Raw genomic sequence first — 22,898 nt, 5'->3', positions numbered from 1 at the left:
CGGTCTCCACTTGGGCAGCGACCATCTTGGGTGTCTCCCAACTGCCGCCAAGCTTGTTTAGAAATTTTGACGATGGGCGATCGTGTCTCAATCACAGACCAGGTCCCTGATCTGCCGTTTTTTCACGCGTCGCGGGCGAGACTTCGAAAAGCTATGATTGTCGGGTGAGTTTCTCTTCTCTTTGATGATCACCATGACGCAGTCGCAACGAAAAATCTTGATCACCGGTGGTGCTGGCAATGTCGGCGGCTCGCTGGCGTGTCGGTTGGCCCAGTCGTCTGAGAACGAAGTCGTCGTCGTCGACAACCTGGTCACGGGCGATCGGTCCAAGTTGCCTCCCGCATCGGCCACGAATGTTCGGTTCATCAAAGCCGACGTGAACCGATTGGAGGATTTGTCCCCGATCATGACGGCCACGCGTTTTGACGCGGTGTTCCACTACGCGGCACTGGTGGGTGTGCAACGGACGCTGGCCAATCCGGTGGCGGTGTTGGAAGACATCGATGGAATCCGCAACGTTTTGTCGCTGTCGAAAAACACGGGGGTTGGTCGCGTGTTTTACGCCAGCAGCAGCGAGGTGTACGGCGAACCGGTGGAGATGCCTCAGCACGAGCAAACGACGCCGCTGAACTCGCGATTGCCCTACGCGATCATCAAGAACTTGGGCGAGTCGTATTTCCGGTCGTATCATCAAGAGTTTGGACTGCCGTTCAATGTGTTTCGGTTCTTCAACACCTATGGGCCAAAGCAAACCACCGACTTTGTGGTGCCAAAATTCATTGCCGCGGCGCTCGCTGGGGAAGACATTCCGGTTTATGGCGACGGGATGCAAACGCGAACATTCTGCTTTGTGGATGACAACCTGGACACGACGACTCGCGTGTTGGACGATCCCAATTGGGCATGTCAAACAATCAATGTCGGCAGCGACATTGAAATGACCATCAAGTCACTGGCAGAAACGGTGATCGAAATGACTGGCAGTTCGTCCAAGGTGGTGCATTTGCCACCGCTTCCCGAGGGTGATATGACGCGTCGTTGCCCAGACATCACCAAAATGAAAAGAATACTTGGCCGCGAGCTCACACCGCTCCACGAGGGGCTGCGCAAGTTGATTGATGCCGCGACTCAACGTTCTTCTTCTCAGGTCAGCAACGGGTGAATACGCCACCACCTCCCGGGGATCCAGCTCCCGGGCCGCCGTCGGATGACTCGGAACGCTCTCGCGGCTCCGAAGCCGCTCGGGAGCCGATGACGGAGTCGCAAACGATCGGTGGGCAGGCTGCTGCGCGTCGGTTGTCGATGGGGGCGACGATGCCACCGGCGGAAGTTCCCGGTGTGCGTCTGCAGCGTTTTCTGGGGTCGGGGGCTTTTGGACAAGTTTGGGTGGGGCGTGACATCAACACCGGTCGCGGCGTTGCGGTCAAGTTTTACTTGCACCGCGGCGGTGTGAATTGGTCGCTGCTGTCGCGTGAAGTCAAGAACTTGGTGCAATTGTCAGCTGATCGACACGTCGTGCAGGTCCTGGAAGTCGGCTGGGATGCGGACCCGCCGTACTACGTGATGGAATTGATCGAAGGTGGTTCGCTGGAGGACATGTTGGTCCGGCGAGGGCGATTGCCCGTCGCGGAGTCGGTCGATTTGTTTCGCAAGATTTTGATCGGGCTGAATCATTGCCACGGCAAAGGTGTGCTGCACTGCGACATCAAGCCCGCCAACATTTTGTTGGCTGCTGACAACGAACCGCGTTTGGCTGACTTTGGTCAAAGCCGGATGTCGCACGACCAAACACCCGCCATGGGAACGCTGTTTTACATGGCGCCCGAACAAGCGGATTTTCAATCGTCACCGGATGCGCGATGGGATGTGTACGCGGCGGGAGCGATCTTGTATCGGATGTTGGCAGGGACTGCGCCGCACCGGGACCAAGCCTTGTTGTCTCAGTTGGATACGGCGGGGTCTTTGCCGGGGCGTCTGGCTCGCTATCGCGAGGCGATTGCATTGGCGCCACCTGCGGCGGAGCAGCTTTCGCGGCGGGACATCGACCGTTCGTTGAAAAAAATCTTGCAGCAATGCTTGGACGTCGAGCCGGAATCTCGGTACAGCAATGTTCAACAGATTCTGGATGACCTGCATCACCGCGATAAGGCACGTTCGCGGCGGCCGTTGATGTTGCTGGGGATTGTGGGGCCCTTGTTGCTGATCATGGCGACTTGTTTCTTTGGGGCACGCAGCATTGATTTGGCAACCCGAACCGCGACGAAGGAGCTGCGCACCGAAGCGTTTGGGAGCAACCAATTCGCCGCTCGATTGGCAGCCCAGACGTTGGAAACCGAAATCCAACGTTACTTTGATCTGGTGCACGAGGAGGCTCAGCGAGAAACGTTTGAAGTCTTGTTGGCGGACTTGATCGAAGGAGAAACTTCCAAGCCGGTGTTGGAACGGATTGCGTCTTCGTCCAGTCCCGTCGACGCACTGGTCCGGGAAGATGCTCTCGCAGCACGGGATATCTTGTTGGAACATCCCGCTCAGCTGCGTTTGGATGAGTACTTGTCCGAGCGATTGGCTCAGTACCGCCAGCCCTCCGAGCCAGGCAAGCCTCGTCAGCGATTGGCGACGATGTTTGTGACCGATCGTGCCGGAACGATCATGACGATTGTGTATGGCAAATCGGTTCCGAGAGAGCAGAACAGTGTGGGGCGAAACTTTGCCTACCGAACTTACTACACCGGGCGCAAAGACGATTATCCGTCAACGATCCCAATGGAGTCCGTTCAGCCGCTTCGTCACGCACATTTGAGCTCGGCGTTTCAGAGCACCGCGACGAAAATGTGGAAGGTTGCGATCAGCACTCCGCTCTGGTTGGAGGACGGGAGCGTGGTGGTCAGCGGTCGTCGCGAGACACCGGACCGAGATCCGGACGCAGTGTTCGTGGCAACGATCAATTTGGGTGACTTTCAACTGTTGCAGCGGTCAGGTTCTGGCGACAAAGCGGATGCTGCCAACCCCAGCCAGGTAGCCGTGCTGGTGGAAGCCCGCGAAGGTGATCTTCGTGGGACGGTGTTGCAGCACCCCTTGATGGATCAACTGCGAGAAAAGCGGCTGTCGTTTTCGGACAAGAGTTACCAGGTCGACGGCGCGACGATGGATCGGTTGCTCGAAGGCGGGGATGTCGACTATCGGGATCCGATGGCGAAAGCCTCGGTGGGCAACGGGTTCGGGGGCGAATGGATCGCCGCGATGGAGCCGGTCACTTTGCCTCGACCGACCCATGCTGCACCGCCCGTGGATGTGACTCGCGAACCCGAGCAACCGCGAGACATGGACGAGCGTCCGCTGCCTGGTTCAGAGGGGCAAACCGATTTGCTGGTGCTGGTTCAGTATCGGTTGTCCGAAGTGCTGGGGCCGGTGTCCGAGCTGCGCCGGTCATTGTTGTTCGAAGGAGCGTTTGCGATCGCATCGATCTTGGGCATGACATTGTTTCTGTGGTGGGTCGTTCGTCGAGTGAGCACGCAAGACGAACGGCGTGCCGCCAAAGAAGACGAGTCGCCTGCACCGCAACAAGAACGGATCGAGACGATGACGTTGGGGTAGGGGACGTGGCAAAGAAATGTGACGCGGAGCCAGAGTAGAACAGTTGTCCCCAACTGTTCGCGTGTTGGCGTGGAACTGTCGAGGCGCATGACGCGATCGCGGGAGAGTTTGGCGACGGGGATGCCGAGTGGCCTGTCGCTTGCATCCTAACCCGACGCGTCAGCGAGGGACCGCGTGCCATTGCAACGAGCCTGTGGGTCCCTCGCTGACGCGTTTTGAAGTTGCGCTTTTGCATTCGGTTCTGTTGGCCAAAGGCCTTCATCATCGTAGCCTGGGGCATCGCCCCAGGAATCGAGAACAGAGGGAAATGAGTTGGCCAACGGCCAACATCAGCTCACACGTTTGGGATTGAATTTGGCCGTTGGCCAAAATGGGGCCGTGTTCTTCTGGCCCAGGGGCGTTGCCCACTGGCTATGTTGAACGAGGCCGTTGGCCATTCAACGAAAAAACGCAACTTCAAAACTGACGCGTCGGGTTGTGAACTCGAGTGAATCAACAAACCGCTCGTCTTTGGTCGTTGGCCCGGCGGAACAATGGAGACAATTTTTCTGCACTGGTGGGTCGACGGACTTGGAAGTCCATCGTACGGGGCGTGAGGTCTGGGATGCCACGCCTCTTTCCGGATGTCGCCACGCCACGGCGTTGGCAGGTTACAATGGTGCCCCATTCAAAAGCCCGTTTGGCTTGCACTGAATCGTTGCCTTTGACGCCTTGCCGATGAAAACCAGTCCCTCCGAAACTGCCACCAAAGCGAGTCGTGGTTCCGATCTGGAGCGGTCCTGTGACGCCTCCGCGGAAGAAGTCTCGCAGGATCGCGGGCTGGTGACGATCCTCCGCGTCGCTGCGTTTTTGTGTTTTGCCGGTTGGACGTGGGGGCATTACTACTGGGAAGGTCCCTACGGCGTGCTGCTCTGGCAGGACGCGACCTACAGCTTCGCCGAATGGTTGGGAGTCAGTTGGGATGAGTTCGTGGGGACGGGAGCCGACGACGGTTGGCTGCAGGTCTGGCTCTCTCGGATCACTTGGTTGTACCTCGGATGCGCCGTGCTCACGCTGACCGTCCGGCGGAGGTCCACGTTTCAAATGGCCGCATTGATCGGCGGTGGCGGGTTGCTGGCCGTGCTGAGCTACGCAAAATACGTGGGTGCCCAACGTCAGTTTCCAATGTTTCTGGAACATGGCGGTCAGATGCTGGCACCGATTCTGTTGGTGTTGGCCTTGAAATTCGGTGCCCGCCACCGGGTCACCGTGGTCACCGCGATGCTCGCGTTGGTCGCCACGTTTGCTGGGCACGGCTGCTACGCGATTGGCTGGTGGCCGACTCCACCGTTCTTTTACGGCATGATTTCGGTTTCGTTGGGAGTCGAGTACGAAACCGCCAACGTGTTGTTGCGAACCTTCGGTGTGTTGGATTTCGCCGTCTGTGTGGTCCTTTTTGTGCCCCCGCTGCGTCGCTGGGCGGCTGGTTACGCCACCCTCTGGGGGTTCCTCACCTCCGCGGCTCGACCCGTCGCTGGGATGTCGATGAGTCTAAACTATTGGGGGGCAGACCAATTCCTGCACGAAGCCGTGTTGCGTGCGCCTCATTTTCTGATTCCTCTGTACTTGGTTGTTCTGTGGCATCGGCAAGCTTCGGTTTCGCCCGCCGCTGACAAACCGGCCGCGGCACCGTCTGTCAAAGACACGTCGATGGCCGTCGAACCCACCTCATGAAAAACAACTTGTTGCCCCTTTAGGAAACGTCATGAAATTATTGAACCGTCTGGCACTTTGTTGCTTGGCACTGCTGATCACCGCCGATTCTGTTTTTGCGCAAGGGGGAAACCGGGCTCGACGAAGAGTGGACCTGAGCATTCCTGACGTCGCGAAAAAGGACGTCATCTGTTTTGCGCTTTACACGGTTCATGACAAAACGTTGAAGTTGACGGCGCAGCTGTACCCGCTCGACGCCAGCGATCCCAAGGTCGTCCGCTTGGAAATTGAAAAGGATGGTCAGTGGACCGAGGTTGCCAAGGCGAACGTGATCGAAGCCGGTTGGACCGCGCCCTTCCGCGTGGAAAACTGGGACGACACCCAAAACCACAAGTACCGCGTCGCGCACGGCACGGAAGCGTTCTACGAAGGCACGGTTCGGCGGAACCCGGTCGACAAAGAGGAAATCGTCGTCGCGGGCTTCACCGGGAACTCGATCCACCCCGCTCACGGGGGTGACATTTCGCGTCAGGACTTGATCGACAACGTCAACCAAGTCGACGCCGACGTGTTGTTCTTTTCCGGTGACCAAGTTTACGACCACAATCGCCATTACGCCGCTTGGCTGAAATTCGGTCGCGATTTTGGCGACATCATCAAAGACCGTCCCACGGTGTGCTTGCCCGATGACCACGATGTCGGCCAGCCCAATCTGTGGGGCGAAAGCGGAAAGATCGCGACTCTTCCCGGCGCGGCCGACGGAGGTTACTTGCAACCCGGCGTCTACGTCCAAGAAGTTGAACGGGCTCAGACCAGTCACCTGCCCGATCCCGTTGACCCGCACAAAGTCGGCCAAGGCATCGGCGTGTACTTCACCAATCTCAATTGGGGAAACATTGATTTCGCGATTCTCGAAGATCGCAAATTCAAAACCGGACCCGCCGGACGCGTGCCAAAGCAGGGGCCTCGTCCCGACCACATCCGCAACCCGGACTACGACCCGGCCAGCGTTGATGTGGAAGGCGCGATCTTGATGGGCGAGCGACAATTGGACTTCATTGAAAATTGGGCCAAGGATTGGACCGACGCGGACATGAAGGTCGCTTTGTCACAAACCATTTTCTGCGGTGGGGCGCACATTCACGGTGCCGCCAACGGTCGTTTGCACGCCGACATGGACTCCAACGGTTGGCCTCAAGCAGGACGCAATCGGGCTCTGGCTGAACTTCGCCGGGCGTTCGCGTTTCACTTTGCCGGTGACCAACACTTGGCAACCATCTTTCATCACGGCATCGATGAGTACCGCGATTCGATTTGGTCGTTCTGTGTGCCTTCGATTGCCAACTTGTATCTGCGTTGGTGGGAACCGACCGAACCGGGCGAAAACCGTGAGCCTGGTGCCCCGGAATACACCGGCGATTCACTGGATGGTTTCGCCAACAAAGTCACCAACTACGCCGCCGCCAATCCAGAAAAGAAGCCCGCTGGCAATTTGCTGAACACGCGAGCGGCTGGTTTCGGCATCGTGCGGTTCAACACGAAGACCCGGGACATCACGATGGAGTGCTGGCCGCGAAACGTGGACGTGACCGATCCGTCGGCCAAGCAATATCCCGGTTGGCCGCGGACGATTTCGCAGTTTGACAACTACAACCCACCATCGTGGGGCAAGCTTGGCGAGATCACGTTTGACGTGGGAAATCCGGTGGTCCAGTTGGTCGACGCCAGCACAAATGAAGTGCTGTACACTGTCCGTGTGGCGGGCAAGTCGTTTCAACCGGAAGCTCCCAAAGGCAAGGCGTTCCACGTCAAAGCTGGCAAGGACTCGCCGGAAAACATCGTCGTGAAAAACGCGAAGGTCGGCAGTGAGCCTGTCACCGTGCAGCTCGACTGAGCGTTCGTTCTTAGAAGGACGCTTGCGAAGCAGAGTCGAACAGTTGTCCCCAGCTGTTCGCGTGTCGGCGTGGAATCATCGAGCAGCCTGGCGCGATCGCGGGCGAGGTTGGTCGAGGGACCGTCTTGGAGTTGACGCCTGGCCCGACGGGACAATTCAGACGATTGTTCTTCACTGAGTCAGAGTCGAACAGTTGTCCTCAACTGTTTGCGTGTCGGCGTGGAATCATCGAGCAGCCTGGCGCGATCGCGGGCGAGGTTGGGTGAGGGGCCGTCATGGAGTTGGCGGCTGGCCCGACGGAACAATTCAGACAATTGTTCTCCACTGAGTCAGAGTCGAACAGTTGTCCTCAACTGTTTGCGTGTCGGCGTGGAATCATCGAGCAGCTTGGCGCGATCGCGGGCGAGGTTGGGTGAGGGGCCGTCTTGGAGTTGACGCCTGGCCCGACGGAACAATTCAGACAATTGTTCTACTCGGGTACGTCCAGTGGCGTGCAGATTCGCCTTGGGCGACGGTTGGGAACGGAGCCATTCCGCGATCGGTTTCACCCGCAGATTCGGCTTCATTTGCATGGTTGGTCCTCGTTGAAGAACGAGACCAATATCCAGGTCGGAACGACAACCATCTGCCGTTGTCAATCTTCTAACGCTATGCAATAGTGTCCGCCTGCTTGGCCCGCGACATTTTTTTCCATCGCTTTCTTTCGGAGAAACAACGCGGGCTTTGGCTCGAACCGACTTTGTTACAAATTTCACAAAGTGCCCATTCATGGCAATGACTCAAAGCGTGACCCGGATCAAGAAGGGGCTCGATCTGCCCATCACGGGATGCCCCGAACAGCACATGGAAGCCGGTCCGGCGATCCGTCAAGTGGCTTTGTTGGGCGATGATTACATCGGAATGAAGCCGACAATGTTGGTGGCCCCCGGCGACCGGGTTGTGTTGGGCCAACCAGTATTCGAAGACAAGAAAACACCGGGCGTGATCTACACCGCCCCCGCCTCGGGCACCGTGGCCGATGTGGTTCGCGGCGCGAAACGAAAGTTTGAAGCGATTGTCATCGACGTCGATTTGGATTCGACCGAATCGACCACGATCGAAGGCATCGCAGGCTCGGACCCCGTCTCGATTGCTCGCGAAAAGCTGGTTGGTGGCTTGGTCCAAATCGGGCTGTGGTCATCGCTTCGCACTCGCCCGTTCGGCAAGGTGCCCGCGATTGATTCGGCACCCCATTCGATCTTCGTCACCGCGACGGATACCAATCCCTTGGCGGCAGACCCCGCCGTGGTGTTGGCAGATCGCAAGGACCAGTTCGTGATCGGGTTGCAAGCGTTGACGCGATTGACCGACGGTCCTGTGCATCTTTGCCAAGCCGAAAAGGCATCGATTCCTGGCGGCGACGTCGCCGGAGTTCAAGCCTCGGCGTTCTCGGGACCCCACCCTGCCGGTTTGGCGGGAACACACATTCATTACTTGGATCCCGTCAGCCTCAACAAAACGGTTTGGTACATCGGTTACCAAGACGTGATCGCGATCGGTTCATTCCTGCAGACCGGTCAACTGGACACTCGCCGAGTGATCTCGTTGGCAGGCCCGAAAGTGAACCAACCACGTTTGATCGAAACCCGCTTGGGCGCTTGCATCGACGAATTGATCGAGGGCGAAGTCGACACCTCGGTCAAACTGCGAGTCATCTCGGGTTCGGTGCTCAACGGGCACGTCGCTGCGGCACCGCATCAGTTCCTGGGACGCTACGACAATCAAGTGTCAGTGATTGAAGAGGGTGACCACCGCGAATTCATGGGCTGGCAGAAACCAGGCTTTGACAAGTTTTCGGTCACCCGCGTGTTCGCTTCGGCATTGACCCCAGACCGTAAATTCGACTTCACGTCCTCCACCGGCGGCAGTGAGCGAGCGATGGTTCCATTGGGCACCTACGAAAAGGTGATGCCGATGGACATCTTGGCAACACAATTGTTGCGAGCGTTGATCGTTCGCGACACCGATTCGGCTCAGCAGCTCGGCGTGCTGGAGCTGGAAGAAGAAGATTTGGCCCTGTGCACGTTCGTGTGCCCCGGTAAATACGAATATGGATCCTTGATCCGAGAAAACCTGACAACCATTGAGCGTGAAGGTTAAGGAATATGAAAGCATTACGTGACGCATTTGACAGCGTCCACCCGTTCTTTGCCAAAGGCGGACTGCTCGAGAAAGCGTACCCGATGTACGAAGCTCTCGACACGTTCTTGTTCACGCCAGGCGAGACGGCTCACGGACGCACGCACGTGCGCGACAACATTGACCTGAAACGCATGATGATCACGGTCGTCTTCGCGTTGATTCCGGTCACGTTGTTCGGCATGTGGAACACAGGGTATCAAGCCAACTCGGCCATCCAAAAGATGACCGACGCGAATGTGGCAGTCGATTATGACTGGCACCACACCGTTCACACCGCCATCGGGCTCGGGCACGACCCCACCGACCACGTCGACAACTTCATTTATGGGGCGATCTTCTTCATCCCCATTTACGCGGTTTGTATGTTCGTGGGTGGGCATGTCGAATTGGTCTTCAGTGTCCTTCGTGGGCACGAGATCAACGAAGGGTTCCTGGTCACCGGATTGCTCTTTCCACTCACCCTGCCCGCCTCAATCCCGCTCTGGCAGGTCGCCGTGGGGATCGCGTTCGGGGTGATTGTCGCCAAAGAAGTCTTTGGCGGCACGGGACGCAACTTCCTCAACGTCGCTCTGACTTCGCGAGCGTTCCTGTACTTCGCTTACGCTGGTCAAATCAGCGGCGACAAAGTCTGGACCGCAGTCGATGGCTTCTCCGGTGCAACCGCTCTGGGGCAAATGGCCAACGCCAGCGAAGACGCTGTCGGGTCGCTGAGTGCCGTCCAGTACGTCTGGGGCACCGAAGAGCCGATCACTTGGATGAGTGCGTTCATCGGAACCATCCAAGGCTGCGTCGGCGAAACCAGTGCCCTGCTGTGTTTGGTCGGTGCTTTGATTCTGATCGCGACGGGCATCGGATCGTGGAAAATCATGGCTGGCGTGATCGCTGGTGTGACCGCGACCGCGTTGTTGCTGAACTTTGCTGGCAGTGAAACAAATGCCATGTTCGCTGTGCCGTTTTATTGGCACCTCGTCATCGGCGGCCTCGCCTTTGGTTTGGTGTTCATGGCGACCGACCCGGTCAGTGCCTCGATGACAGAAACCGGCAAGTGGGTTTACGGGATCCTGATTGGGTTCATGACCGTGCTGATTCGCGTCATCAACCCTGCTTTCCCAGAAGGCATCATGCTGGCGATCTTGTTCGGCAACGTGTTCGCACCGTTGATCGATTGGGGCGTCGTCCAACTCAACATCCGCCGGAGGGCCGCACGCTATGTCACAGCCTGATTCCACTTTGAAAACGATCGTGACCGCGACGATTCTATGCGTGGTCTGTTCGTTCGCCGTCAGTGCCGCCGCGGTGGCACTGCGACCGCTACAAGAAGAGAACAAAGTCCTTGACCGCCAACGCAACATCTTGGATGCGGCTGGTTTGTCTTTGGGCGAATTTGGAAAACCAGCCGCCGAGCTGGACAAAGAGCAAATTGAAAAGCTTTGGGCCTGGGTCAGTCCCGAATTGGTGGACCTGGAAACGGGTGACATTGACACCGATCTCGAAGGTGAAAAAGCCGAGAAATACGACCCTCGCGAAGCTGCGAAGAAAGATTCCGAGAGCATCGAGATCACGGACCCGCAATTCGACATCGGCGTTCCTCGTCGTGAAAAGGTCGCTCGCGTTTACTACGTGAAGAAGCCTGGCAGCGAGAAGATCGAAATGGTCGTGCTGCCGGTTTACGGCAAAGGCCTTTGGTCAACGCTGTACGGCTACATGGCGTTGAAGAACGATCTCGAAACGATCGCTGGTTTGACTTTCTACGAGCACGCTGAAACACCCGGTTTGGGTGGCGAAGTGGACAACACCAAGTGGAAAGCCCAGTGGGTCGGCAACAAACTTTATGACACCGACGGCACGCCCGCCGCTCGTGTTGCGAAGGGACCTGCCCCCGATGGTGATGACTTTGCCGTCGATGGATTGTCCGGTGCCACGATCACTTGTCGTGGTGTGACCAACCTGGTGCGTTACTGGGCCGGTCCCAACGGATACGGTCCGTTCCTGGGCAAACTGAAGCAACGACTTACCGGTGACGCATCCGCGGAAGCCGATCAACCTGAATCCTCCGTCGAAAGCGGTGTCGAACAATACGACATCGACAACGTCGGTCCCAAAGAACCGGTGGGAGAGTAAACCATGGCTGCCCCCAAAGTCGGCAAGGTCCTGTTTGGACCCGTCATCGACAACAACCCAATCGCGTTGCAGATCCTGGGCATTTGTAGTGCTCTGGCTGTGACGACCAGCATCCAGGTTTCGATCGTCATGGCTCTCGCTGTGATCGCGGTGACCGGGTGTTCGAACGCGGCGGTGTCGTCCATTCGTCACTACATTCCCGGCAGCATTCGGATCATCGTTCAGATGACCGTGATCGCATCGCTGGTGATTGTCGTCGACCAAGTGCTGAAGGCGTACATGTACGAAATCAGCAAACAACTTTCGGTCTTCGTGGGGCTGATCATCACCAACTGCATCGTCATGGGACGTGCGGAAGGCTTCGCCATGAAGAATGGCGTTTGGATCAGTTTCTTGGACGGAATTGGCAACGGGCTGGGCTACGGATTGGTCCTGATCGTCGTCGCGTTTTTCCGCGAATTGTTCGGCAGCGGGTCGCTGTTGGGCTTTGAACTCTTTCAACTGGACCGCAACGGCGGCTGGTACAACCCGAACAACTTGATGCTGTTGCCGCCCAGTGCGTTCTTCATCATTGGGTTCATGATTTGGGTGATCCGTTTGAACAAACCCGAACAAATCGAAGAGGCCTAAGTCATGGTCGAACAATACCTCAGCATCTTTTTGAAGGCTGTCTTCGTCGAGAACCTGGCACTCGCATTCTTTTTGGGAATGTGCACGTTCTTGGCAGTCAGTAAAAACGTCAAAACGGCAATCGGCTTGGGGATCGCGGTCATCGCGATCGAGACCATCACCGTGCCTGCCAACCAATTGATCTACAGCCTGTTGCTGAAGAAAGGTGCGTTGACCTGGGTCAACGACTATCTGATCAGCACGGACACTTACAACTTCGCGGAGGTCGACCTGACCTTCCTCGGGTTCATCAGCTACATCGGCGTGATCGCCGCCATGGTTCAGATCTTGGAAATGTTCCTCGATCGATTCATGCCCAGCCTTTACAACGCCCTGGGGATTTTCCTTCCTCTGATCACCGTGAACTGCGCCATCTTGGGTGCGTCGTTGTTCATGGAGCAGCGTGAGTACGCGTTTGGCGAATCCGTCGTCTTCGGCTTCGGCTGTGGCGTTGGTTGGGCTTTGGCGATCATGGCTCTGGCCGGAATTCGCGAAAAATTGAAGTACAGCGACGTTCCTCCACCGCTTCGCGGTTTGGGAATCACGTTTATCACGGTTGGTTTGATGTCATTGGCATTCATGTCCTTCAGCGGCATTCAGCTGTAACGAAAACGAACCGTCGCAACGACGTGCGTCAGTCAGATGGCTGGCAGCAGTGAGTTTGTCAGCCTCCGGGGCTGACGTGAGTTTTGACTGTCAGGCTGATTTGCCTCGCGTGCACCCCTCAACTTTTGATTTAAAATGCTTTCCCTTCCTCTGATGATAGCGGCCTCCGCCAGCACGGTCGTCATTCTCGGCGTCGTCATGTTCACCGTTGTGGTGATCGCATTGGTGCTGCTGATTTTGGCCGCCAAAAGCCAATTGGTTGCATCCGGCCCGGTCAAAATCATGATCAACGGCCAAAAAGAAATTTCCGTCCCGGCCGGCGGAAAGCTGCTCGGTGCTCTCGCAGACGCGGGCATCTTCGTCAGCAGTGCCTGCGGTGGCGGTGGGACCTGTGCCCAGTGCAAAGTCAAAGTCACCGAGGGCGGTGGCGACTTGTTGGCGACCGAAACCGGCCACATCAACAAGAAAGAAGCCGCCGAGGGCGAACGATTGTCCTGCCAAGTCGCTGTGAAGACCGACATGGTTGTGGAAGTTCCACCGGAAGCGTTCGACACCCAGAAATGGGAATGCACGGTCAAGAGCAACGACAACGTTGCGACCTTCATCAAGGAATTCGTCCTGCAGCTTCCCGAAGGGGCCGAGGTCGATTTCCGGGCGGGTGGTTACATCCAAATCGAATGCCCACCCCACGAAATCCACTACAAAGATTTCGACATCGACGAAGAGTATCACCCCGACTGGGACCAGTACAACATTTGGCGGTACGTGTCGAAGGTCGAAGAGCCGGTCATCCGTGCTTATTCGATGGCCAACTACCCCGGCGAGAAGGGCATCATCATGCTCAACATCCGGGTCGCGTCGCCACCACCACGTGCTCCTGAGGGAACACCGCCTGGGAAGATGAGCAGTTACATCTTCTCGCTCAAACCAGGCGACAAAGCCACGATCAGCGGTCCTTACGGTGAATTCTTCATCAAGGACAGCGACGCCGAAATGGTTTACATCGGGGGTGGTGCCGGGATGGCACCTCTGCGAAGTCACATCTTTGAGTTGTTCAAACGCCAGAAAACGGACCGCAAGGTCAGCTACTGGTACGGCGGTCGAAGCCTTCGTGAGCTGTTCTACATCGATCAGTTCCGTGAGATCGAAAAGGACTTCCCGAACTTCCAGTTCAACATCGCATTGTCGGAGCCTCAACCGGAAGACAACTGGGACGGGTACGTCGGCTTCATTCACCAGGTCTTGCTGGACAATTACCTCCGCAACCACCCGGCACCGGAAGACATCGAGTACTACATCTGTGGTCCACCCATGATGAACGCCGCTGTGTTCCGCATGCTGGATGACTTGGGTGTTGAACCCGAAAACATTGCCTACGATGACTTCGGTGGCTGATCAGCGGAGCTAGGTTTTGCTTTTAGCTTCTAGGACTCAGGATTGCTGAGTCGTTGATGCGAAACGTGGCGGGCTGTTGAATGACGGAGACTTTCGCCTCGATTCCACCACAACCGAACGGGGCGGTGATCGTCGAGCGGCTAGCAGACTGTTGATTCAATACGTTCCAAAGATTGAACGATCAGCCGACGGGCGCTCGCCCACGGTTACCGGAGGCGAACCGGACGCGATCGCGTTCCGGCTGACCAAATCCACAGGCGTCTAGACGATGATCGCGATGCATCGATCCAAGACATGGTCGGCGTCGTAATGCAAGATCGAAGAAGGCCATCGGCCCTCAGTGAAGTGACGCAACGACAAGCTGCATGATTGAGGGATGGAACGCCACCGCTCGCGGATGAGGTGGGCTCGTTCGCTCTCAGCACTCGAACACATGCGAATCTTTCGATGAGAAAACATTCCAGCGTCGTCGCGTTCTTAGGTTGTTGGTTCCTGGCGACGTCGTGTTGGTTCTCCCCGGTTGGTGCTGCGGATCCACTGACGTTTCGCGGGGCGACGATGGGGACGACCTACATGGTCAAAGTCCATTCGCCGCCGGAAACACCCGATTGGGATGCGGAGACCGCGACGGCGATCGAACGTGAGTTGCGGTCGGTCAACGATCAAATGTCGACGTACCTGAAGTCGTCGGAGTTGAGCCAGTTCAACGCGTCGGAATCAATGGACTGGTTCGACGTCAGTGCTGAAACCGCGGAAGTGGTTGCCGCGGCATTGGAACTGTCAGAGAAAACGGACGGTGCGTTTGATGTGACCGTGGGACCGTTGGTCGATCGCTGGAGCTTTGGTGCTGGCGAACGCAAAAACGATGTCCCCAGCCAAGCGGAGTTGGGGGAGCTGAAGCAGAACATCGGTTACCAACACTTGCAGTCACGCCTCGATCCACCGGCTCTGAAAAAGGACATCGCGGAACTGCAAGTCGATCTGTCTTCGATTGCCAAGGGCCACGGCGTGGACCGAATTGTCGAGTTGTTGGCAGGGCGTGGGGCGGAGAATGTGTTCGTGGAAGTCGGTGGCGAGGTCCGCGTGGCGGGTGATAAGTCCGGCGATTCATGGAAGGTTGGGATTCAGCGACCTGACACTGGTGGGCAAGAGTTGTTGGTCGCTCACAAGATTCGCGATGCCGCGATGGCAACCTCGGGTGACTACCGCAACTTCTTCGAAGTCGATGACCAGCGTTATTCGCACACGATCGATCCACGCACCGGCCGCCCGGTCACCAATGGGGTGGCGTCGGTCAGTGTGATCACCGACACCTGCATGCTCGCCGATGGCTGGGCAACAGCGTTGAACGTGGTCGGGGCTGAAGACGCGATGCGATTGGCACGCGAGAATGATCTCAGCGTGTTGGTCGTCCAGCGATTCAATGACGGGTTGGTTTCCAGTGGCACGGGCGAGTTAACGCAGTACGCCGACGTCGACGTTTCGGAACCCACAGTGGGCAACGAGATCGCCGTGACGCCGACCGACGAAGCCGAAGAAAAGTCGTTTGCTCAGCGAATGGCGCCCGTGTTGTTGATGACCGGGTTGACGTTTGGCGCGGTGTTGCTCGCGATGGCCGTCGGAGTCATTTTCGGACGTCAAGCGATCAGCGGATCGTGTGGTGGATTGAACGCCAAGATCGACGAGGACGGCGTGTCTCGCTGCACGATGTGCAGCACGCCCTCAGAAGCCTGCCAAGAGCTCCGAGACAAAATGGCCGAGAAGTAAGGCCTTGGTGCCCGGCCATTGAAGAGCCCTGTTGATAGTTGCTCACGGTCCGACTGACTTTGGCCATCCAGCGCACCCGTCGCCGGATTCACCGAGAAAGCAGTTGGTAACCAAATGGCACTTACTTCACCCTCCCTCAGGGAGGGTCGGCCCGCTTCGGGCCGGGGAGGGCGAACCTAAAACCCGGTGTGTAGCCCTCCCCTCGCTTCGCTCGACCCTCCCAGGGGGAGGGTGAATTTGTAAAGTAAGTGCCGTTCAGCGCTAGCCCGCGGTTACCGGAAACGAACCGGACGCTATCGCGTTCCGGCTGACTAAATCAACAATCCGGTTAGCAACGGGCGGGGGGCGCAAGATGTTGCTTGCACGGCACTTGGAAGGGGGGGGAAGAACCGCAGGGACTCAGGGTTGCGCTGGCACCTTCCGAGGGAGGGTGAAGGTCCGAGCACGAGCTAGGAGCTAGCAGTCTTGCATGCGTTTGCGGAAGTCGGCGAGTTCGATCTTGGGGACCACGTTGCTGGCTTTCGTTCCGAGCGCGACGGCGGCGATGTAGCCTTGCCGTGGGATCACGTTGCGGATCTGCCAGTGGCGGCCTTGCGCAAGGGACTCATCTTTCAGAATCAATCGCGGGGAATTCGAAGCGGCCTTCTCGAATGCGAATTGGTCCAGAGGCGTGTTGAGCCCGGTGCCGATGGCTTTGATGAACGCTTCTTTGAGCGTCCAGATCTTGAGGAACAAGGCTTGCTTCGCGTCGCTGTTTTTGACTCGGTCGAGCTGTTCGATCTCTTCGGGGGCAAAGTAACGCTGAGCCAGTCCCGGATCGGTTTTTCGGTCCAGGCCTTCAATGTCGACGCCCAACCATTCGTCGGCCGCTTCGGCTCCGAGACCGCAGATCACCAGCCCTTTTGTGTGGGCGATGTTGAACGGCCGACGCAGTAGCTCTGGGGTTTCGACGATGGGTTTGCCGTGGTCCAGGTTGCGGAACTGGATCTGATGCGGGGGCGTTTGCGTGTCCGCGATCAGGAATCGGGCCATCCCGCGACCGATCACGTGCTGGTGCCGAGCCGAGGCGACTCGGAATTTGGCGGCGGATTGGTGCTCCTCTTGTGCCAGCCAACGCATGCAAAACGCTTCGATTTTGCCGGGTGTGTCGGCGGCCGCCGAGGCATACCAAAGCTGGATCGGGGACTGCTGTTTGGTGGAATGATTCGGCGCAGCGGAGGGCTGGGGGGAATCGGTTGTGTGGGTTTGGGTGGGGGGCGTTTTCGTCATGGCTGCCATGATCGACAAAACTGGGCCCATCCGTCAATCACGCTGACGGGGATCGGGAGAATGATTGTGGGGCTGGGCCGTCAACGTTCGATGAGAAAGACATGACACTCAGCCATCCATTCCCGGTTTGCTTGTTCGCGGAAAGCGCACTGGAATCGGTCTCGTTTGACCGCGGAACCCTGTGGTTGGTCGCCGGCTTCTTGATGCTGGGATGGGCTTTGGCCCGCTTGACCATTTCGCGACGCAAAAAGGCAATCCGTCAACGCGGGGAATCTCGCGAGACCCAGCGGCGGCTGGATTCGGTGAAGAAGACGGCGTTGCCGCTGAGCGACGCGCCCCCCGAGACCCAGCGTTGGCAAGTCGCGATGTTTGATTTGCAACGAGAATTGACGGGTGATTTGGACACGCGGATCGCCGTCGTGCAAAGCTTGATCCGGCACGCCGATCAACGCATCGCCACGCTGCAAGAGCTGGAGCGTCGTCAGCAGGCCAAATGAGCCGCCACGACATTTGTGCAGCCACCCGATAGACTGGTGCAAGGGGCGAGTGCCAATGCGGGCGCAGTTGCCTGTACCTGTCATTGCTTTCGGAGGCCAGCTTTGTTTCGCTTAAGTCTCGCAACGTTGATCGCTTTGCCGATTGTCGTGGCCTCGTTTGAGTTGGCGGTGGTCCGTCCCGTGGTCGCGACGGTGCTTTACTTCTCGCTTGCTGCATTCGTGATTCTTTTCGGTTTGACCGCCAAGGCGTCGGGAACGCGGTTGGAGGTGGAATCCAGGCCCGGGCTGATTTACACCACCGGATGTTTGATCGCATGCGTCGTGGTTTTGCTGTCCGTGCAGACTCTGAGAAAGAGTTCGCGGCGATTCAGTGAATGGTCCGTGGAACATCGGATGAATCGCACGGGCTACCGAAAGGTCTGGCAGGAGCCAACGTACGGTCGAAACGGGCAGGTGCTTTCTCGGGGGTACCGCTGGGAAAAGTAGCCCGGGTGAAAGCCAGGCGAAGCCGTGACGCATCCATCTAAAACAAAGTCGATGATTGAAGATCACGATGTAAGCAGGTCGGCAGGAATGACCACGCACAACCATGTGAGCCGTTTGGGCGTTAGCCCCGGTTGTGCGTGAAAACCGTGGCTAACGCCAACGGCTCACATACCCGATGACACATGCGTACCTGCTTAGTGGAGGTTGTGCGTACTCCAGCCACCTGCCTGCTAACGATTTTGATCGGCGTCGGTGTCGCGATGATCTGTTCGGTTGACTTGTTGGTGACTTAGGCCACGGCTACCTGAATCATTGGATCCAGGCGGGGAGTTTTCGCCTGATATCGTTGGCCGCATTTCATGCCGTGATCGTCGGCGTCGCGGTGTTGTTGCACATTGTGTGTCGACCGACCGGGGCGGATCCATCGGGCAGGGGCGATGAAGGAATGGACGGATCATCGCAGGACCTCGATTTGATTACTGACGTTCTTCGAGGCTTCCTTCGCCCAGGACCTGAACCGTCGTGGACGAGGCGACGAGTCCTTCCCCAGGCAAGGGACTTGTTGCCTCGTCCACTACCAAATGCTGCCCTGAATCAATCGACATTCCCTGCCTGCTGAGACAGAATCGGGAGGCGGAGCCTCCAAGGCAGTGTGTTCCCAGGCAGAGCCTGGGAACAAGGGAACAGGGAAGGAAACGGTCCATCATTCAACCGATTTTCCCAGATGATCAATGGACGTCGCCGGAGACCGTGATCTTCCATGACACGCCGAAGCGGTCGATGACGATTCCATAGCGGGTTGCGAAGAAGGTGGGGGCGAGCGGGAGGAGGACGCGGCCGTGTTCACTCAGTCCGGCGAAGTGACGTTCGGCGTCTTCGATGGAATCGTCGCGGACGGCGAAGGCGAACCCGGCGAACGCTATTTCGAAATTGGGATCGTCGCAGCCCATGTCGCTGGCCATCAACTCGGTGGACCCGATGCGGATCGTCGCGTGAAAGATTTTTTCTTCCAACCCAGGCTTCGCCATCGATGGGTCGGGGCATTCACGGAACCGCATCAGCATCAACACTTGCGCGTCGAGCACCGATTGGTAGTGTTGGACCGCTTCTTCGGTTCGACCGCCGAAGCTCAGTGTGGTCACGACGCTCATGAGAGGCTCACTCGTGGCCGCCTTCTTCGCCGGCAGGTGGTTCAACTTGGAGGCTGGCCAAGTACGCGACCAAGTCACGCAGTTCGCGAGCGGTCATTTGCTCGGTCAGTCCAGCCGGCATCGAGGACTTGCCCTTTTTGCGAGCGACGATGTAATCCTTTTCAATTTGTGTTCGCGAACCGTCGGCGGCGATCAAGTCGATCACGTCGTCGGTTTCGGCACCCACGATCCCCGTGAAGACTTTTCCGTCTTCATCGGCGATGATGGCGGTCTCGAAGCCTTCCGCGATTTTGGCGTCGGGCAGCGCGATCGCTTCCAGCAAGGTGCGACGGTCGCGGATCTTTCCGACGGAGGTCAGCGCGGGGCCGACTTCGCCGCCCGTCCGGTCGACTTTGTGGCAACGCACGCACGAGAGTTCGGTTTTGCCAAAGAACAGCGCGGCGCCCTTTTCAGGGTCGCCGCCGTGCAGCGAGTCCATCCATTTGGCGAGCGGTTCGGTCTCGGAGAGCTTTTCGCGATGAGTCGCGATCTTTGCGTTCCAATCTTCGGGCAGGCGTTTCGTGGCTGCTTCGACGACATTCAGTTGGACGTCGGCGGGCAGGTCGTTCTCGAGGTAAGCGTTGACGCCTTTCGTGATGTGTTCGACTGCTTCGGGGGATTCGATGTCTGCCAACAGGTCCCAGGCAAGTCCGCGAACGAGTTGGCTTTCCGTGGCTGTGGCGGCGATGAAGCGATCGACCGATGCGGGGCCGTCATGTTTGCCCAGCACTGACAGAGCGGCGGTGACCAAGGCTGTCGGTTGCTCCGAGTCAATCGTTCGGGCGATCTGAACCGCTTGTGCGGGTTCGAGTCGGGCAAGGGCAGTGAGCGCGGACGCTCGCGACGCGGGCCGTGACTGGGCGTCCTTCGTGCGGGCGATCAGTTGTGGGGCGATCTTTTTGATGCCCAATTTGGACCCGACATCGATCGCTTTTTCGCGGACCTTTTGATCGGTGATCATCAGGACTTCGATGTGTTTGGCGAGGGCTTCGCGAGCGATGATTTCGGGGCGATTTTCCAAAGGCCGGAATTCGTTCGTGACGCGGTCGCGTGGATCGGGTTTGGCCCAGTTGGCCAGCATGTCAATCGCTTCGATGCGAGCCCAGGTTGGTTTTTCACCCGACGCGGCGAAGGACGCCAGTGCGGCGGCGGAGTCGGCTGTGCCGATGCGGTAGTTGGCGGCCAACACGCGGCGCACCAAGGCCTCCGAAGTGAGCGGCAGATCGGCGACGGAAATCAATTGCGCCAGGTCGTTGGTGGCTGCCGGGATGGGGTGATCGTGAATCGCCAGGGCGGCTTCGGCCAGCACCAAAGAATTGGCGTCGGACAGAAACGCGGTGACTTTTTCGCTGCTTTGTCCACGCAGGGCGGCGATGGCGGCGCGGCGAACCGGGACGCTGTTGTGGGATGCCAATCCAGCCAGCATGTCTTCCGTGGCGACTCGTCGCAGGAACAAGGTGCAGGCGTGACGCAGAGCGGGGTCGACGTTGTTGTTGGTGGCGAGAATTTGCAGCACGCTTCCAAAGGCTTGCTGGTTGGGAGCGGCGCCATTGGCTTGAGCGGTCAAGAGTTCGGACAGCGAAATCGCTGCGAAGTACTTCACGCGTGGGGATTCGTCAGTCAGCCGTTGGGTGACTTGGGCGATCGATTCGGCATCGTTTTGGTCGCCCGCCAACGCACAGGCAGCGGCGCGGAGAAGCGGATCGGAATCGGTGAGCCAGCCGCGGTTGGAGGCCAACACATCGGCGCGTCGGGCGGCGTCCAAACGAACCGCGTGTTCGCATCCCCAGATTCCGTGCAGGCGGAAGCGAGCGTCGAGGTCGGTGGCGGAGGCGATTTCCAGCAGCGGTTTCAGTTCCCCGCGAAGGGCGAGTTCCCACTGGGCGTTCAATCGCACGCGGCGGTCAATGTGCCGCAGTTGTTGGGCCAAGTCTTCGACTGAAGCAGCGGACAGGTCACCGCTGAGCAATTCTTGGACTTCCGTGACCACGTCCGAGTCTTGCTGGGCGGGGTCGCTGAGTTTGTACAAGCGACCTTTGCCGATTCCATCCCAGCCATCGACCCAGTCGCTGACCAACAGGTCGCCCGACGGGGTGAAGGCGAGGTCAGTGGCGAGGATGTTCCAGATCGGTTGGTTGTCTGAGCCCATTTTGTAAAAGGCACCGTCGGGATCGACGGAGAACGAGCGGATGCCGCTGTTGGAGGGACCGCCTCGGAAGTCGCAGATCAGGAATTGGTTGTTGAGTTGATCGCCGAAACCAGTGCCCGGGTAAAACGCCAACCCCGAGGGGCCGTCGGTGAAGTTGATGATCGGGGGCACCAGGTGAGCAGGTTGCTCGTTGTGGTGAGGTTCCCAGATCTTCAATCGATTGAAGGGGCCACGATCGGGAAGGTATTGGTAGTGCATCCGCCAACCAGTGTCGCCACCTTCCAGCAGCTGGACCAAGCGGGCTTTGTCGCCACTGTCGGAGTTGTTGTCGACGGTGAACCAGTCGCCGATGTCGTTGAAGGCCAACTCCTGCGGGTTCCGCAAACCGTTGCAGTAGATTTCTAAGTTGCTGCCATCCATCTCGCAGCGGAAGACGGCACCGACGGCGGGATTGGAAAGCAGCTTTCCTTCGGGAGTGGTGACGTGATAGCCGCGGTCACCAATCGAAAAGTACAGTCGTCCGTCGTAACCACGGATCAACCCGTGCATGTCGTGTCCACGGAACGCCACTCGGACCCCATAACCATCGGACAGCACCTGGGAGTCTTCCGCGACGCCGTCGTCATCGGCATCGGTTAACTTCCAGAGTTTGGGAATGCAGGTGTAGTAGATGTCGGAACCATGGACCAAGATCCCAGCACCGGTGCCTTCTTCGAGTCCATTGAATCCGTCGGCGACCACGGTGACTTCGTCGGCCACCCCATCGCCATCGGTGTCGACCAAGCGGCGAATCCGATCGTCATGTTGGGCGTAGGTGATCGCGGCTTCGCCGAGCAAGCGTTTGTGGTAGTCGATTCGGTCTTGAACGGTTTCGGCGGCGAGGTCGGCCAGCAACCATTCGTCGTCGTGGCCGCGATTGTCGGTCACGCCGCGGTTTTGTCGGAAGCTCTCGCAGACGTAGACGCGTCCTTGGGAATCAACAGTGAACGCGACGATGTTCGCGACGTTGGGTTCGGCCGCGAAAAGTTCGATCGTCCAGCCGTCGGGGATTTTGAATCCGGCCATGGCTTGGGCGGCTTCGTCCGAGGCCTCTGCGATCTGCGGCGGCAACGGCTGAGGTTTGGTCGTGGAGACGGATGGGGCGGTTGGTTCGGCTGCCGTGGCCGAGTGGACGAAGATCGATTCAGGCAGGGCGGCGGTGAACGACAACGTGCCCAGGGTGAGACTGACGCCAGCCATCCAGCGAACGAATCGAGAGGCAGGTCTCGAATGACGCCATGAACGAGGAAGCGAGTGAGAAAACGAGCGGGACGAAGGATCGGTGGACGGCGTCATGGTGCAGATAAGAGACCTCATTGGGCGGCGGCGAGCGGTATGTATAGAATAAC

The 22,898-nt window shown here is 58.1% G+C and carries 16 protein-coding genes; 13 read left to right on the top strand and 3 right to left on the bottom strand.

Annotated elements, in window-relative coordinates:
• The first annotated feature begins 157 nt into the window (after positions 1-157).
• The 11 genes from PSR62_RS19820 to PSR62_RS19770 all read left to right on the top strand — a co-directional run bounded on the left by PSR62_RS19820 (position 158) and on the right by PSR62_RS19770 (position 15,919).
• Complete coding sequence (locus tag PSR62_RS19820; protein ID WP_338020096.1) at positions 158-1,162, top strand: NAD-dependent epimerase/dehydratase family protein; 1,005 nt, start codon at positions 158-160, stop codon at positions 1,160-1,162.
• A gap of 89 nt (positions 1,163-1,251) precedes the next feature.
• The gene (locus PSR62_RS19815) at positions 1,252-3,594 is read left to right on the top strand and encodes a serine/threonine-protein kinase (protein WP_274404732.1); all 2,343 of its coding nucleotides are present in this window, start codon (positions 1,252-1,254) and stop codon (positions 3,592-3,594) included.
• Positions 3,595-4,311: 717 nt separating this feature from the next.
• Entirely contained in the window at positions 4,312-5,307 is a 996-nt protein-coding gene (locus tag PSR62_RS19810; protein WP_274404731.1) for a hypothetical protein, read from the top strand.
• A 31-nt stretch (positions 5,308-5,338) separates the two neighbouring features.
• Complete coding sequence (locus PSR62_RS19805) at positions 5,339-7,180, top strand: hypothetical protein (protein ID WP_274404730.1); 1,842 nt, start codon at positions 5,339-5,341, stop codon at positions 7,178-7,180.
• Between the two features lie 768 nt (positions 7,181-7,948).
• The gene (locus PSR62_RS19800; protein ID WP_274404729.1) at positions 7,949-9,319 is read left to right on the top strand and encodes a Na(+)-translocating NADH-quinone reductase subunit A; all 1,371 of its coding nucleotides are present in this window, start codon (positions 7,949-7,951) and stop codon (positions 9,317-9,319) included.
• A 5-nt stretch (positions 9,320-9,324) separates the two neighbouring features.
• Positions 9,325-10,584, top strand: a complete 1,260-nt coding sequence (locus PSR62_RS19795) for an NADH:ubiquinone reductase (Na(+)-transporting) subunit B (protein WP_274404728.1) — start codon at positions 9,325-9,327, stop codon at positions 10,582-10,584.
• Positions 10,571-11,482, top strand: a complete 912-nt coding sequence (locus PSR62_RS19790) for a Na(+)-translocating NADH-quinone reductase subunit C (protein ID WP_274404727.1) — start codon at positions 10,571-10,573, stop codon at positions 11,480-11,482. The genes PSR62_RS19795 and PSR62_RS19790 overlap by 14 nt, the downstream gene beginning before the upstream one ends.
• Positions 11,483-11,485: 3 nt before the next feature.
• Positions 11,486-12,112, top strand: coding sequence for an NADH:ubiquinone reductase (Na(+)-transporting) subunit D (locus PSR62_RS19785; RefSeq protein ID WP_007328967.1), 627 nt, complete (start codon positions 11,486-11,488; stop codon positions 12,110-12,112).
• A 3-nt stretch (positions 12,113-12,115) separates the two neighbouring features.
• Positions 12,116-12,757 (top strand): NADH:ubiquinone reductase (Na(+)-transporting) subunit E, encoded by a 642-nt coding sequence (gene nqrE, locus PSR62_RS19780; RefSeq protein WP_047814837.1) that lies wholly within the window; start codon positions 12,116-12,118, stop codon positions 12,755-12,757.
• A gap of 135 nt (positions 12,758-12,892) precedes the next feature.
• A complete protein-coding gene (nqrF, locus tag PSR62_RS19775; protein WP_274404726.1) occupies positions 12,893-14,152 on the top strand; it encodes an NADH:ubiquinone reductase (Na(+)-transporting) subunit F in 1,260 nt (419 codons plus the stop codon).
• Positions 14,153-14,599: 447 nt separating this feature from the next.
• The gene (locus PSR62_RS19770; RefSeq protein WP_274404725.1) at positions 14,600-15,919 is read left to right on the top strand and encodes an FAD:protein FMN transferase; all 1,320 of its coding nucleotides are present in this window, start codon (positions 14,600-14,602) and stop codon (positions 15,917-15,919) included.
• Positions 15,920-16,375: 456 nt separating this feature from the next.
• On the opposite strand, the gene PSR62_RS19765 is transcribed toward PSR62_RS19770, so the two are convergent.
• Positions 16,376-17,188 carry a 4'-phosphopantetheinyl transferase family protein gene (locus PSR62_RS19765; protein ID WP_274404724.1) on the bottom strand — a complete coding sequence of 271 codons (813 nt, stop codon included), beginning with the start codon at positions 17,186-17,188 and terminating at the stop codon, positions 16,376-16,378.
• 101 nt (positions 17,189-17,289) lie between these two features.
• Between PSR62_RS19765 and PSR62_RS19760 the strand changes: the two genes are divergently transcribed.
• Positions 17,290-17,685, top strand: a complete 396-nt coding sequence (locus tag PSR62_RS19760; RefSeq protein WP_274404723.1) for a hypothetical protein — start codon at positions 17,290-17,292, stop codon at positions 17,683-17,685.
• Between the two features lie 102 nt (positions 17,686-17,787).
• A complete protein-coding gene (locus PSR62_RS19755; protein WP_274404722.1) occupies positions 17,788-18,171 on the top strand; it encodes a hypothetical protein in 384 nt (127 codons plus the stop codon).
• Between the two features lie 728 nt (positions 18,172-18,899).
• On the opposite strand, the gene PSR62_RS19750 is transcribed toward PSR62_RS19755, so the two are convergent.
• A complete protein-coding gene (locus PSR62_RS19750) occupies positions 18,900-19,322 on the bottom strand; it encodes a VOC family protein (RefSeq protein ID WP_274404721.1) in 423 nt (140 codons plus the stop codon).
• 7 nt (positions 19,323-19,329) lie between these two features.
• Positions 19,330-22,845, bottom strand: a complete 3,516-nt coding sequence (locus PSR62_RS19745) for a DUF7133 domain-containing protein (protein ID WP_443217304.1) — start codon at positions 22,843-22,845, stop codon at positions 19,330-19,332.
• Positions 22,846-22,898: the final 53 nt, after the last annotated feature.

This window comes from Rhodopirellula sp. P2 (assembly GCF_028768465.1).
GTDB lineage: Bacteria > Planctomycetota > Planctomycetia > Pirellulales > Pirellulaceae > Rhodopirellula.
This window is presented reverse-complemented; position numbering and strand designations above follow the sequence as displayed.

Coding starts and splice junctions, on each gene's coding strand:
- PSR62_RS19815 (WP_274404732.1), top strand. CDS start 1,252: ATGACGGAGTCGCAAACGATCGGTGGGCAGGCTGCTGCGCGTCGGTTG.
- PSR62_RS19770 (WP_274404725.1), top strand. CDS start 14,600: ATGAGAAAACATTCCAGCGTCGTCGCGTTCTTAGGTTGTTGGTTCCTG.
- PSR62_RS19810 (WP_274404731.1), top strand. CDS start 4,312: ATGAAAACCAGTCCCTCCGAAACTGCCACCAAAGCGAGTCGTGGTTCC.
- nqrF (WP_274404726.1), top strand. CDS start 12,893: ATGCTTTCCCTTCCTCTGATGATAGCGGCCTCCGCCAGCACGGTCGTC.
- PSR62_RS19760 (WP_274404723.1), top strand. CDS start 17,290: ATGACACTCAGCCATCCATTCCCGGTTTGCTTGTTCGCGGAAAGCGCA.
- PSR62_RS19785 (WP_007328967.1), top strand. CDS start 11,486: ATGGCTGCCCCCAAAGTCGGCAAGGTCCTGTTTGGACCCGTCATCGAC.
- PSR62_RS19795 (WP_274404728.1), top strand. CDS start 9,325: ATGAAAGCATTACGTGACGCATTTGACAGCGTCCACCCGTTCTTTGCC.
- PSR62_RS19805 (WP_274404730.1), top strand. CDS start 5,339: ATGAAATTATTGAACCGTCTGGCACTTTGTTGCTTGGCACTGCTGATC.
- PSR62_RS19800 (WP_274404729.1), top strand. CDS start 7,949: ATGGCAATGACTCAAAGCGTGACCCGGATCAAGAAGGGGCTCGATCTG.
- PSR62_RS19790 (WP_274404727.1), top strand. CDS start 10,571: ATGTCACAGCCTGATTCCACTTTGAAAACGATCGTGACCGCGACGATT.
- PSR62_RS19745 (WP_443217304.1), bottom strand. CDS start 22,845: ATGACGCCGTCCACCGATCCTTCGTCCCGCTCGTTTTCTCACTCGCTT.
- PSR62_RS19750 (WP_274404721.1), bottom strand. CDS start 19,322: ATGAGCGTCGTGACCACACTGAGCTTCGGCGGTCGAACCGAAGAAGCG.
- nqrE (WP_047814837.1), top strand. CDS start 12,116: ATGGTCGAACAATACCTCAGCATCTTTTTGAAGGCTGTCTTCGTCGAG.
- PSR62_RS19765 (WP_274404724.1), bottom strand. CDS start 17,188: ATGACGAAAACGCCCCCCACCCAAACCCACACAACCGATTCCCCCCAG.